The organism is Rhizobium sp. NZLR1b (assembly GCF_019685155.1).
GTDB lineage: Bacteria > Pseudomonadota > Alphaproteobacteria > Rhizobiales > Rhizobiaceae > Rhizobium.
This window is the reverse complement of sequence record NZ_JABDWC010000042.1, coordinates 18,551-31,735: the sequence shown is the minus strand read 5'-3', so window position 1 is coordinate 31,735 and position 13,185 is coordinate 18,551. Positions and strand designations below refer to the sequence as shown.

Sequence of the window (13,185 nt, the reverse complement as noted above, 5' to 3'; positions counted from 1 at the left end):
GCGTAGATCACGCCGGAAAAACTGACCCCCGCTACGCCAAGCATTCCACTTTGAACCAACCTCATCAGTGTAGGCGATTTGACGTACCTCACGCGTGCTAATGCCGCGGGGCTGCTCGGATGGTTACAATTCGGGTCGGATCGCCGTGTGTCAATTTGGCGGAGGTACGTGCTCCCTCAGAGGACAGAATTTTAGCCACGCCATCGCCAGTGCGCAATGTTGAGCATGTATGCTCAAATAAGGCTGCTACGTTTTCCACCGCTTGTGACCGGACCGTGCGGGCGGCACTCGGTTACTGTAATTTCACGTTCCGCCAAACGCTAGCTTACGATCCCATTCTGGGTCAAAGAGACAGCGGAACGGTCCGAGCGCCGAACTTGCCTCAGCATATAGTCCCTGGGGTCGACGCTGTCGCTCAAAACCCGTCCGTGCGTTACAAGTTCTGCTGTAATTTTCGCTGAACCGCACGACATCGTCCATCCAAGCGGGCCATGGCCAGTGTTGAGGAAAAGGTTTTCGTATGGCGTTGGGCCTACGATCGGAGGTCCATCGGGCGTCATCGGGCGTAATCCTGACCAAGTCAAAGCCGAGCTGACGTCGACGTGCGCAGCCATGGACGGCAAAATCCTGAGAATGTCGTCGAGGACGCGTCGGCCTTCATTGGGATCGATTTTCGTATTATATTGAGCAAATTCTGCTTTCCCACCCATCCGTAAGCGATCTCCCATCGGAACCATCATTGCATGGTAGCCGTCGTCCATGACCGGACGTGTCGGCCCTCCCTTCCATCCGTTTAGAGGCAAGGTCACAGAATAGCCTTTCACGGGCACGATCGGCAGTTGAATACCGAGGGGGCGGGCAAATATGGGGCTGTAGCTACCAAGAGAGAGTACGTACGCATCCGCATGAATTTCTCCGACGGACGTTTTGACGTGGGAGATCCGCGAACAGGACTGTTTGATTATTTCCAATATGTTAGCTCTCATCAAAAACTGAGCCCCAAGTTCCTTAGCGAGGCGAGCCATTTCATTCGTAAACTTATGGGCATCGCCGCTTTCGTCATCTGGAAAGTATACCGAACCGATGTAGCGATCGATTACGTCCTTCAAACACGGCTCTTTCTCCAGAATTTGTTCCTGATCAAGAACGTCGAATTTGACGCCCCACCCCTGCATCTCGCGGCACATATGCACGAACTCCGACATGCGGCCGCCTCGAGGGAAGACCCTCATCGTCCCGCGCGTGGTCTGGTCATAATGTAGGGTAGAATTCTGGCGAATGCTGCGCAGCGTCTCTAAACTCAGGCTCGCGATCCTAATGTTCGAAACCATATTGGCTTTATGCCTCTTGTGGGTTGAGTTCGAGAGAAATTTTAGGCCCCAGCCGACAATCGATGGGATCGCGCTTGGGTTGATTTTTAACGTAGAGTTGCTGTCAAAAAGCATCTTACCAAGCCGTTTGACAGTTCCAGGTGAGTTCCAGGGGCTGGAGTCGCTAGGCGTCATCAGACCGCCGTTGGCAAAACTCGTTTCCATGCCAGGCCTGTCGCAGCGATCAATAACGGTGACCTCGTGACCATCTCTGGCGAGCATATAAGCCGTCGCACTACCAACGATTCCAGCACCAAGCACAGCAACTTTCATAACTACCCTCAAAAGCAACCTAGCGTCACGCGACAAACCCGACATCATCAGTATGCAATATTAACAATTATTTTGCAATACGCGTGGTTCCGCGTCAAGCTGCTGGTTGATTGCCACTGGCGAGATGTTCTCCTTCCCTGGCACCATCCCGTTTATAGCAACAACTCAGCGATCAGTTCACGCTGTAGGGCGCTAAAGGTATAAATTCGTGAAGAAGTCAGAGCTGACGAGGTTATTGCAGGACGATCTGAGGGAGCGCGTGCCTTCCGCTCAACATCGCGGCTCAAGTTACGTGACGTGCCCCCAATAATTTAGGCCATTTGGAACTGGAATTTTCCACTTATGATCCCTGGTGGGAAGAAGAAGAGAATTCGATGAAGGCCTCGAAGTTTTCGGAAGAGCAGATCGCATTCGTGTTGAAGCAGGCAGAAGATGGCACGCCGATCGGCGAGGTCTGCCGCAAGGCAAGAATTTCGGACGCGACGTTTTACAACTGGCGCAAAAATACGCTGGGCTGATGCCGTCGGAGATGAAGCCTCTTCGCCAGCTCGAAGAGGAGAATGCCAAGCTGAAGCGCATCGTCGCCGACCTTTCTCTGGACAAGGCCATGCTCCAGGACGTGCTGTCAAAAAAGCTCGGAGGCCTGCCCGCAAGCGCAAGCTTGTCGACACGGTCAAGGCGGACTGGAAGGTCTCGATCCGGCGCGCATGTTCGGTGTTGAAGATCGATCGGTCGCTGTATGGCTACAAGTCCAGGCGCGGCGAGCAGGCCGAATTGAAGCTGAAGATCAGGGACATCTGCCAGACACGGGTGCGCTACGGCTACCGCCGTGTTCATGTCCTGCTCAGACGTGACGGCTGGCCTGTCAATCCGAAGCGAATCTATCGTCTTTACAAGGAGATGGACCTCCAGCTCCACAACAAAGTTCCGAAGCGACGGGTCAAGGCGAAGCTTCGCGCCGATCGCACGGAACCGACCCATTCCAACCATGTCTGGGCCATGGATTTCGTTCACGACCAGTTGGCCACCGGTCGTAAGATCAGGGTGCTGACGGTAGTCGACACCTTTTCGCGCTTTTCGCCGGCAGTCGACGCTCGCTTCAGCTACAAAGGCGAAGACGTGGTACAGACGCTTGAGCGGGTATGCCGGCAGGTCGGGTATCCAGCCTCCATACGAGTCGATAATGGCAGCGAATTCATCTCGCGCGACCTCGATCTGTGGGCCTACCATAAGGGCGTCGAGCTCGACTTCTCCCGGCCTGGCAAGCCGACCGACAACAAGCTACATCGAGATGTTCATGTATAGACGGCCCCGCGGGCGCAAGAGGCTTTCTGCAAGTTCGAGTCATCATTTGGGTGCATTCATGTATTCGGCCTGTATGCGACCGAAACAAGGTCGCTGGCCCTGATGGAGTGCGCGGATCGAGGCCTCATCAACGGGTCGCGCTTGAATACGGCGCCTAAAGCTCTCCGGGTTTACTCGATCCTCAGCTCCGCTGTATGACCATCTGTTGTTTCTGCACCTTACGCCGGTTCATTTGGGTTTCGTGGCTATACTGTCTTGATGCGCGCCTCCTTGAACATCTCTCCACTGGTCATCATCGCCCAGATGATCCGGGCAAGCTTATTGGCTATGGCGACGGCCACGATCATAGGACGCCGTCGTTGCAGTAAGGCGTCGATCCAAGCTCCCCCGACCTTCGCTCGAGCTTTCGGGTATCGGACTATGTTCCTGGCACCGATTACGAGCAGATAACGCAGGTATGCATCTCCCTCCTTCGTAATCCCTCCCAATCGAGTGGTGCCACCGCTGGAATTTTGACGCGGGGTCAGGCCGAGCCAAGCGGCGAACTCTCGGCCGGAGCGGAACATCCTCGCGTCCGGAATTGTCGCGGCGATGGCTGTAGATGTGATTGGGCCGACACCTGGGATAGACGACAGCAGATTTGAGACTGGATCTGAACGACCAACCTCCGCGAGCCTCGTCTCAATTTTATCTATCTGCTTGTTCAACTCACCAACTGACCTGATCAAGCTGGACCCGCTGCCCAAGCATCCCAAGGGCTCCTCTTTCCACCCAATTAAAGCAGTTCCACGCGAACTGCTTCGTGAGACTTGTACTCGGCTAGTGTCTTCAGCAATCGCGCTAGCTGCTTCAGTTCGTCTTGGATGGGCAACCCCTTTACCAAAGTGACAGTCATTTCGAACAACTCCACTGCCATGACGTTGTTGCCGATCTCATGGAAGAAGTAGGCCATGGCATGATAATATTCCGCTCTTGAGTGGGCGTTTTCCCACTGGCACAGTGTCAGGATGTGCTCGGAGAGCGCCTTGCCCATCGATAAGCGTTCACCAAATGGAAATCGCGAGTAGTCATGCGATGAGTAAAAGAGTTGATGCATCGCTCCAAGAAGCCAGTCTTTTGAGTCCTTCTCAATTGCAAGGCGGACAAATTTGCGTAGCATCAGGCAGCCGGCCTCCATGTCTTGCAATTCGTCAATCAACATGTCTGCATATAACTGGAATAGGTAGAGGCTGTCCGGCATAACACTGATGCCATCTTCTAGTAACGAAAGTGCCGTCTTCCAATCCTTCGCCTCTATCGCGGACCAGATGAGACCGATCAATGATTGTTCAGCGACATCCATCTCGTTCTCCGTTGTCAGATCGTTCGCTTCCTCGCTGGTGCGCCAGCTGCGTCAAAATTAGGGAGCTTTGCCGTTAGCCACATGTACAGGTGGGTGAGCTCTAGCCGTCAGCCATCGCAGCTTCCTCATCTGTTGCAACGCCTATGATGACCTCGAGCCCATGTTCTGTATTTCTCCTGCACTTGCGCCAGGCGGGGCCGTGCCGGTATGCAGGACCGTATGGCGTCGCAAAAAACCGAGGATGTATATTTTGCCGGGCTGGAGGGCCGAGATAAGATTGCCACGCAGCCAGTCCTGCGCTTTAATCGACGGAGAGCTGAAGAGCCTGTATGCAATAGCCATATCTGCACTCCACTGTGTTTCAGAACCAACATCGGCGGAAAGATCGATCAACAGGATGCCTTCGGTTGGCCCTCAGCTTGCGCCTATACCGCGTGGGCTTGAGTTAGCTTCCGCCAAGCACTTTCAGCACAACGTCATCGAGGTCCATCGGGTCGATAGAGGCTACCTTCCCGCCGCGGTCGAGAATGAAAGAGGTCGGAGGCCCATAATCCATCGGATCCATCCAGAGCCTGAGAATCTCTCCTGTGAAATCGACTGCTACTCTGAAATTCACATTTGGGCAGTTTTCGTTCAGCCACGCATTTACATAAACTCGACCCTCAGCCGCCGATGCAGAGCTCTTATATACGACGCCAATAACCTCAAGACCTTTCTCGCGGTAGTTCTCCTGCATCTGTGCGAGATCGGACATTATTTCAACGCAAACTCCGCGATTGGTTGTCAGAAACACGAGAATGTAAACTTTGCCCGGCTGAAAGGTCTCGAGAGTCCCGCCACAAACCCAGTGCACATCACGAATTGAGGGAGCTGTGTCCCCTATCCTTAGGTTGGTCATGCTTGGCGTTCCTTCATGTGTTCGAGGCGATGCGGTTATCCCGCAACGCGGATGCGGAGGCGGTCCCGCTGCCTCGCAATAGCTCTCAAGATTCGTGCCAAGCAGGCCGATTGAGCTGACGAACACTAATTCGCTGCCATTCCAGCTATGTGGGCCTAAAATACGGGATTGAGGAACAAGAACGCCTGTCACGTAACCGACAAAGGTAGCGACAATGCCGTAACTCATGACGTACCCCAACTAAATTGGCCATTTGGAATTTGCCAACGTAGATCCCTGACGCGGAAAAATGGTACTCGGCGAAGGCCTCGAAAATTACGAGCAGATCATTTGTTCTGAAGTTAGCGAAGGATCGGACGCTACTGAAAGCGGAGCTTTCTGAACGATCTACGCGGGACGGGCGCCTGTGAAGAAGCAGCTAGGGCACTTGGATCGTGCCGTGCGACGTGTTGTCACAAGTGGCGCCTTCTTCGTCGTCTAAGGGTCATGATTGCTGACCGCGTGTGCGGGGGCGAGAGCTTCGTTGCCATCACTGCCACTATCATAATGGACAGCAGAGTAGGACGTTAACCCTATGCGGGTACCAGACGCGGCATGGCGCTTGATCATCGCCGAAGACAACGCTTTGCGGCGAGTAATCACCGGTCTGGTGATGGAATACAGGCTGCTCTAGCAAAGTTGCACATGGGTAAATGAGACATCCTGTCGTTTGGTCAGATATTGCACAAAGGCCCACCATTCATTGGCCCTCAGAGGGTGACAGTCTGTTTCGACATTGTCATCACCTTTGTCGGTTACGTGACAAGCGTTCTTGTTCTCAATCCCGTATTTTACGCCCACATAGATGGAATCGCAGCGAATTATTGTTCGTCAGCTCAATCGGACCGCTTGGCACGAATCTTGTGAGCTATTGCGAGGCAGCGGGACCGCCTCCGCATCCGCGTTGCGGGATAACCGCATCGCCTCGAACACATGAAGGAACGCCACACATGGCAGCTCTGCGTCAAATTGCATTCTATGGAAAGGGCGGGATTGGCAAGTCCACTACGTCCCAAAACACGCTAGCCGCCCTCGTGGACCATGGACAGAAGATCCTCATCGTTGGCTGTGACCCTAAGGCGGACTCTACGCGCCTGATCTTGAACTCGAAGGCCCAGGATACGGTTCTTGATCTCGCAGCAACGAGAGGTTCGGTTGAAGATCTTGAACTCGAAGACGTGCTCAAGATCGGCTATAAAGGTATCAAATGCGTGGAGTCTGGCGGCCCGGAGCCAGGCGTCGGATGCGCGGGACGCGGCGTTATCACGTCGATCAACTTTCTCGAAGAGAACGGCGCCTACAACGATGTCGACTACGTGTCTTATGACGTGCTCGGTGACGTTGTGTGCGGCGGCTTCGCGATGCCGATCCGTGAAAACAAAGCTCAGGAAATCTACATCGTCATGTCCGGCGAAATGATGGCACTTTATGCCGCCAACAATATCGCCAGGGGCATCCTGAAATACGCTGCAGGCGGCAGCGTACGCCTGGGTGGCCTCATTTGTAACGAGCGTCAGACCGACCGTGAACTCGACCTAGCCGAAGCGCTGGCTGCCAAACTCAATTCTAAGCTGATCCACTTCGTGCCACGCGACAACATTGTCCAACATGCCGAGCTTAGAAAGATGACGGTAATCCAATATGCGCCGGACTCTCAGCAAGCGGCCGAGTACCGGACACTTGCCCAAAGAATACATGACAATTCTGGCAAAGGCACCATCCCCACCCCCATCACCATGGAAGAACTTGAGGACATGCTTCTCGATTTCGGGATCATGAAGACCGACGAACAGATGCTTGCCGAACTTCAAGCCAGGGATGCCAAGTTGAAAGCTGCCCAGTGATCACACTGACACGAGCACGCAGCGACACGCAAAGCGCCCGCCATCCCGCGAGGGAGGTTTCATCCGGAATTTGTAAGGGGTAGGGTCAATGAGCCTCAAATACGACAATGACAGTGACTTCCATGCGAAGCTTATATCAGACGTGCTGTCGCAATATCCGGGCAAAGCAGCGAAGCGACGTAGTAAACATCTTAGCGTGGCAATGAGCGAAAAGGGCGCCGGCGAGGACCCAAACGCAATTAGCGAGTGCGAGGTAAAGTCGAACATCAAGTCTGTTCCTGGCGTGATGACGATCCGCGGATGCGCCTATGCCGGTTCAAAGGGCGTTGTCTGGGGACCGATCAAGGATATGGTTCACATTTCACACGGGCCTGTGGGCTGTGGTCAATATTCCTGGTCGCAACGTCGCAACTATTACGTCGGTCTGACAGGTATCGACACTTTCGTGACCATGCAATTTACCTCCGATTTCCAGGAGAAGGACATCGTTTTTGGCGGTGACAAGAAACTTGAAAAGGTCATCGACGAGATTGCTGAACTTTTCCCGTTAAGCAATGGCATCAGCCTGCAGTCCGAATGTCCGATCGGTCTGATTGGCGATGACATTGAGGCGGTGGCGCGAAAAAAGGCCAAAGAACACACGACGACCGTCGTGCCGGTGCGCTGCGAAGGCTTCCGTGGTGTGTCGCAATCGCTTGGCCACCACATCGCGAACGATGCAATTCGAGATTGGGTCTTCGACAAGAAAGACTTAAAATTCGAGGCGGGTCCCTACGACGTAAATGTCATAGGCGACTATAACATTGGCGGCGATGCATGGGCATCGCGCATCCTGCTCGAAGAGATCGGACTGCGCGTGGTCGGCAACTGGTCGGGAGATGCAACTCTCGCCGAAGTGGAGCGCGCGCCTCGAGCTACGCTCAACCTCATTCACTGCTATCGGTCGATGAATTACATCTCCAGGCACATGGAGGAAAAATATGGCATTCCATGGATGGAGTATAATTTCTTTGGCCCATTCCAGATCGAAGCCTCGCTGCGCAACATAGCCAAGCATTTCGGTTCGGAGATCGAAGATAGAACCGAAAAAGTCATCGCCAAATACCGACCCTTCGTCTCGGCTGTGGTCGACAAGTATTGGCCGCGCCTCTTTGGCAAACGGGTGATGCTCTACATCGGCGGACTGCGTCCTCGTCACGTCATCACCGCCTATGAGGACCTCGGAATGGAAATCGTAGGAACCGGCTACGAATTTGGTCACGGCGACGACTATCAGCGCACCAGCCACTACGTAAAGGAAGGCACGCTCATCTACGACGACGTGACTAGCTATGAACTAGAGAAATTCATCGAGGGAATTCGGCCGGATCTCGTCGGGTCGGGCATCAAGGAAAAATACCCGGTGCAGAAAATGGGCATTCCGTTCCGTCAGATGCACTCGTGGGACTATTCTGGTCCGTATCACGGCTATGACGGTTTCTCGATTTTCGCCCGGGACATGGACATGGCCATCAACAATCCCGTTTGGGGTCTTTACCATGCGCCCTGGAAGAATGACCGCGCTTTGGCGGGAGTGGCCCTAGCATGAGAACCTAGAATTTCTCGAAGAAACCGCGGAGGCCTTACCCGGATCGAAGGTCTCTGTACCTCCTCCATGTCGCTGCCAGATCGAAAGAGGTGACCCTATGCCGCAATCAGCCGAGAAAGCTCTCGACCATGCGCCTTTGTTCTGCGAGCCGGAATATAGGCAAATGTTAGCCGAGAAAAAGCTGAAATTCGAACGCCCACACCCGGATCAGGTCGTGTCAGACCAGCGCGAATTCACGAAGACCTGGGAATACCGAGAGAAAAACTTGGCCCGCCAAGCCCTTGTCGTCAATCCAGCCAAAGCCTGTCAGCCACTCGGCGCGGTTTTCGCAGCGGCGGGATTCGAGCGAACGATGTCATTCGTCCATGGCAGCCAAGGTTGCGTTGCCTACTACAGATCGCACCTATCACGCCATTTCAAGGAACCGTCATCGGTGGTCTCGTCATCGATGACAGAAGACGCGGCTGTATTTGGCGGCCTGAAAAATATGGTCGACGGTCTCGCCAACACATACAAGCTCTATAACCCGAAGATGATCGCGGTGTCGACCACATGCATGGCAGAGGTCATCGGAGATGACCTGCATGGTTTCATCGAAAATGCCAAAAGCGAAGGTTCGGTCCCGCGCGATTTCGATGTCCCCTTCGCCCACACACCAGCCTTTGTCGGCAGCCATGTCGATGGCTACGACAGCATGGTAAAAGGTGTGCTGGAGAATTTCTGGAGGGGCACCGCGCGAAGTGAAGCGACCGCTTCTATCAACATCATTCCTGGATTTGATGGCTTCTGCGTTGGGAACAATCGCGAATTAAAACGCCTGCTCAATTTGATGCAAGTGAATTACATCTTCATCCAGGACGCATCAGATCAGTTCGATACCCCCTCCGATGGTAACTTTCGGATGTATGACGGGGGGACCAAAATCAATGACGTGAAGGCGGCGTTGAACGCGGAGGGGACGTTGTCCCTACAATATTACAACACTCGCAAGACACTAGATTACTGCAGAGATGTTGGACAAGCGACGATCTCCTTCCGCTACCCTTTGGGCGTCGAAGCTACCGACGAGCTCCTGATGGCGATATCTGGGATTTCCAGGAGAGAAATTCCCGAGACGATCCGCCTGGAGCGCGGGCGACTCATCGACGCGATGGCCGATAGCCAAGGTTGGCTGTACGGAAAAAAATACGCGATCTACGGCGATCCAGATTTCGTTTATGGGATGGCGCGCTTCATCATGGAGACCGGGGGCGAACCAATCCACTGCCTGGCCACAAACGGCACCTCAGCTTGGGAGAACGAGATGAAGGAACTGCTCGCATCGTCGCCATTCGGGAAGAATGCACAGGTTTGGCCGGGCAAAGACCTCTGGGCAATGCGCTCGCTACTTTTCACCGAGCCGGTGGATCTCCTGATCGGAAATTCTTATGGGAAGTATCTCGAACGGGACACCGGTACCCCACTGGTTCGGCTGATGTTCCCAATTTTCGACCGGCACCATCATCATCGATTCCCCCTCATGGGCTACCAAGGCGGACTGCGCCTTCTAACGGCGATCCTCGACAAGATCTTCGACAACCTCGATCGCGAAACGATGCACGCAGGTGTGACAGACTATTCGTATGACCTCACTCGCTAAGAGCGGCGGCCGGTCAGGCGGCCTATCTCTCAACCAGATATGAAGGCAGACGAATGTCCTCGCTCACCGCCGTAATCAAAGATGCCTTCCACGAGCTAGCGAGTGAAAGGAGCGGCAGCAAGGGTCCTAAGGAGCGCCGAAGGAATTGCGCGGGGCCAATGGCTCCGGGAACGGCCGTCGGCGGTTGCGCTTTCGACGGCGCCAAGGTCGCACTGCAGCCGATCACCGATGTCGCACATCTGATCCACGGGCCGCTCGCCTGCGAGGGAAATTCGTGGGACAACCGTGGCGCTGCCTCGTCAGGCCCAACACTTTGGCGCACGAGCTTCACGACTGATCTTACGGAAATCGACATCGTAATGGGACACAGTGAACGGAAGCTCTTTAAAGCGATCCGGGAAATCAAGGATGGGTATGCGCCCGCTGCAATCTTCGTCTATTCAACCTGCGTTACTGCGATGATCGGCGACGACATCGACGTTGTTTGCAAGCGAGCGACGGACGAATTTGCCTTGCCGGTGGTGCCGGTCAATGCGCCAGGTTTTGTCGGATCTAAAAACCTCGGCAACAAGCTAGCGGGCGAGGCGCTGCTCAAGCATGTCATAGGTACCGTGGAGCCTGATGAACCAGGCCTTTGCGACATCAACATACTCGGCGAATTTAACCTCTCGGGTGAATTCTGGCAGGTGAAGCCGCTCTTGGATAAGCTTGGCATCCGCGTCCGCGCGTGTATTCCAGGAGACGCGCGATATCTGCAAGTCGCCTCCGCCCACCGCTCACGCGCAGCGATGACAGTGTGTTCGACAGCGTTCGTTGCTTTGGCACGTAAGATGCAGGAACGCTGGGACATTCCATTTTTCGAGGGCTCCTTCTATGGCATTTCCGGCACCTCGGAGGCGCTCCGGCGGATCGCCGATCTGCTTGTAATGAAGGGTGCTGACCCCTCGCTTTTGCAGCGCACGGAAATCCTTGTAGCGAAGGAAGAGGAAAAGGTGTGGAAGAGGCTAGAAGCGTACCGACCTCGCCTTGAGGGCAAGCGCGTACTTCTAAATACAGGCGGCGTGAAATCCTGGTCGGTCGTCCATGCCCTGATGGAGATCGGCATGGAGATCGTCGGCACATCAGTCAAGAAATCGACGCTCGAAGATAGGGAGCGAGTGAAACAGACCCTGAAGGAGGAGAACCTCCTGTTCGAGACGATGTCGCCGCGCGAGCTTTTCTCGCTTCTACTCGAGAGAAAGGCCGACATCATGCTGTCGGGCGGACGCACCCAGTATATAGCGCTAAAGGCAAAACTGCCCTGGCTCGACATCAACCAGGAGCGTCATCACGCTTACGCTGGCTATGAGGGAATGGTGCAACTTGCCCGACAAATTGACCTGGCAATTCACAATCCGATTTGGCCGCAGGTGCGCGAGCCGGCGCCATGGGAGCCGGGCTTGGTCGTTGAAAAGCGAGCGAAAAGAGAAGCGTAAGCGCGTCGAACCAAAACCGCGAGATGACTCGCAAAGAATGTTGAGGTCGTACTATGGCACGCGTCGTATCTCAAACCAAGTCGGCGGCGGTCAACCCCCTGAAGTCGTCGCAGCCGCTTGGTGCTGCCTTCGCCTTTCTGGGCGTTGACGGCGCAATACCTCTGCTCCATGGCAGCCAGGGATGTACGAGCTTTGCGCTCGCACTACTCGTGAGGCATTTCAATGAAGCGATCCCGCTGCAAACGACGGCTATGAACGAAGCCGCGATAATCGTCGGCGGCGCAGATCGTCTCGAAGAGGCAATTCTCAGCCTCAAAGCCCGCACGAGGCCACGACTAATCGGAATATGCACGACCGCATCGGTAGAGGCCCGCGACGAGGATGTCGCCGGTGATGTCGAAAACATCAAGCGCAGGCGGGCGATAGAACTTATGGGGACCGAAGTGGTCGTCGCCAAAACGCCGGACTTTGACGGCGCCATAGAGGAGGGTTGGTCGAAAGCTGTTACCGCCATGATCGAGGCAATAACGCGACCTGACAAGCAGTATCGTGATCCGGGGAAGGTCGCGATCTTGCCTGGCTGCAACTTAACAGTAGCTGATATTGAACATTTGCGCGAGACGGCCGTAAGCTTCGGGCTCGACCCGGTTATTCTGCCCGACGTATCCGGAGCACTCGACGGCTCCGTCCCCGAACAATGGATGCCGGCAACGTATGGCGGCACGAAAGTGGAGGAGATCCGCGATCTCGGTACGACCATGCAGTGCATTGCAATCGGTGAGCATATGCGGCGATCGGCTGAAGCGCTGCAGAGATTAACCGGCGTGCCGTACGTGCTGTTTAGATCGCTGACGGGTCTAGAGAACGTCGATCGCTTTATTCGCGTGCTTGCCGCTGTGTCGCGAAAACAGACACCGCTCAATGTCCGCCGCAACCGAATGCAGCTGCAGGATGCCATGCTCGACGGACATTCCCATATGGCAGGCAAGAAGATCGCAATCGCCTCCGAGCCGGATCAACTCTTCCAGTTCTCCGATTTTTTTACCGCCATGGGTGCGGAAATTGCGGCCGCGGTCACCACGACCGGCACTTCGAAAGCACTCGAGATGGTACCGGCGAAGACCGTCAAAGTCGGCGATCTCGGTGATCTGGAAAGTCTCGGCGCAACGGCCGATCTTATCGTCACACACTCGCACGGCCGAGAAGCTGCCAAGCGTCTCGGCGTTCCGCTGATGCGGGTTGGTTTGCCCATGTTCGACCGCGTCGGCAGCCAGCACAAGCTTACAATATTATACCGGGGAACCCGCGACATGATCTTTGACCTCGCGAACATCATTCAGGCTAACCGCCCTCCGAACACTTGGCCGACTTGACCCAACCGACACGCGGGAATCGCAAAATGAGATCAATTC

Annotated in this window: 8 protein-coding genes and 2 pseudogenes; 6 read left to right on the top strand and 4 right to left on the bottom strand. The window is 54.8% G+C overall.

The features are described 5' to 3' along the window. Window positions 1-320 precede the first annotated feature (320 nt). A complete protein-coding gene (locus HJB84_RS32700) occupies window positions 321-1,643 on the bottom strand; it encodes a D-amino acid dehydrogenase (RefSeq protein ID WP_168277088.1) in 1,323 nt (440 codons plus the stop codon). Between the two features lie 374 nt (window positions 1,644-2,017). Here HJB84_RS32700 and HJB84_RS32695 point away from each other — a divergent pair. Next, window positions 2,018-2,921, top strand: a pseudogene (locus tag HJB84_RS32695) (IS3 family transposase); the annotation flags it as partial. Window positions 2,922-3,193: 272 nt separating this feature from the next. On the opposite strand, the pseudogene HJB84_RS32690 reads toward HJB84_RS32695, so the two are convergent. From HJB84_RS32690 to HJB84_RS32680, 3 genes and pseudogenes are all read right to left on the bottom strand, one after another. Beyond that, window positions 3,194-3,676, bottom strand: a pseudogene (locus HJB84_RS32690) (IS110 family transposase); the annotation flags it as partial. Between the two features lie 47 nt (window positions 3,677-3,723). Beyond that, on the bottom strand, window positions 3,724-4,290 hold the full coding sequence (locus tag HJB84_RS32685) for a hypothetical protein (protein ID WP_221117905.1): 567 nt from the start codon (window positions 4,288-4,290) through the stop codon (window positions 3,724-3,726). A 445-nt stretch (window positions 4,291-4,735) separates the two neighbouring features. Continuing rightward, window positions 4,736-5,188 (bottom strand): TlpA disulfide reductase family protein, encoded by a 453-nt coding sequence (locus HJB84_RS32680; protein WP_168277090.1) that lies wholly within the window; start codon window positions 5,186-5,188, stop codon window positions 4,736-4,738. A 989-nt stretch (window positions 5,189-6,177) separates the two neighbouring features. Here HJB84_RS32680 and nifH point away from each other — a divergent pair. The 5 genes from nifH (at window position 6,178) to nifN (ending at window position 13,146) form a co-directional block, all read left to right on the top strand. After that, on the top strand, window positions 6,178-7,071 hold the full coding sequence (gene nifH, locus HJB84_RS32675; protein ID WP_062940084.1) for a nitrogenase iron protein: 894 nt from the start codon (window positions 6,178-6,180) through the stop codon (window positions 7,069-7,071). A gap of 88 nt (window positions 7,072-7,159) precedes the next feature. After that, entirely contained in the window at window positions 7,160-8,659 is a 1,500-nt protein-coding gene (gene nifD, locus HJB84_RS32670; RefSeq protein ID WP_168277091.1) for a nitrogenase molybdenum-iron protein alpha chain, read from the top strand. A 97-nt stretch (window positions 8,660-8,756) separates the two neighbouring features. Next, window positions 8,757-10,298, top strand: coding sequence for a nitrogenase molybdenum-iron protein subunit beta (gene nifK, locus HJB84_RS32665; protein WP_168277092.1), 1,542 nt, complete (start codon window positions 8,757-8,759; stop codon window positions 10,296-10,298). Window positions 10,299-10,351: 53 nt separating this feature from the next. Then, the gene (gene nifE / locus HJB84_RS32660; RefSeq protein WP_168277093.1) at window positions 10,352-11,773 is read left to right on the top strand and encodes a nitrogenase iron-molybdenum cofactor biosynthesis protein NifE; all 1,422 of its coding nucleotides are present in this window, start codon (window positions 10,352-10,354) and stop codon (window positions 11,771-11,773) included. Between the two features lie 53 nt (window positions 11,774-11,826). Continuing rightward, window positions 11,827-13,146 (top strand): nitrogenase iron-molybdenum cofactor biosynthesis protein NifN, encoded by a 1,320-nt coding sequence (gene nifN, locus HJB84_RS32655; RefSeq protein WP_168277094.1) that lies wholly within the window; start codon window positions 11,827-11,829, stop codon window positions 13,144-13,146. Window positions 13,147-13,185 lie beyond the last annotated feature (39 nt).

What these genes read in the sequence shown, in the direction of transcription:
- HJB84_RS32700 (WP_168277088.1), bottom strand. Translation starts at nt 1,643, where the DNA reads ATGAAAGTTGCTGTGCTTGGTGCTGGAATCGTTGGTAGTGCGACGGCT.
- HJB84_RS32685 (WP_221117905.1), bottom strand. Translation starts at nt 4,290, where the DNA reads ATGGATGTCGCTGAACAATCATTGATCGGTCTCATCTGGTCCGCGATA.
- HJB84_RS32680 (WP_168277090.1), bottom strand. Translation starts at nt 5,188, where the DNA reads ATGACCAACCTAAGGATAGGGGACACAGCTCCCTCAATTCGTGATGTG.
- nifH (WP_062940084.1), top strand. Translation starts at nt 6,178, where the DNA reads ATGGCAGCTCTGCGTCAAATTGCATTCTATGGAAAGGGCGGGATTGGC.
- nifD (WP_168277091.1), top strand. Translation starts at nt 7,160, where the DNA reads ATGAGCCTCAAATACGACAATGACAGTGACTTCCATGCGAAGCTTATA.
- nifK (WP_168277092.1), top strand. Translation starts at nt 8,757, where the DNA reads ATGCCGCAATCAGCCGAGAAAGCTCTCGACCATGCGCCTTTGTTCTGC.
- nifE (WP_168277093.1), top strand. Translation starts at nt 10,352, where the DNA reads ATGTCCTCGCTCACCGCCGTAATCAAAGATGCCTTCCACGAGCTAGCG.
- nifN (WP_168277094.1), top strand. Translation starts at nt 11,827, where the DNA reads ATGGCACGCGTCGTATCTCAAACCAAGTCGGCGGCGGTCAACCCCCTG.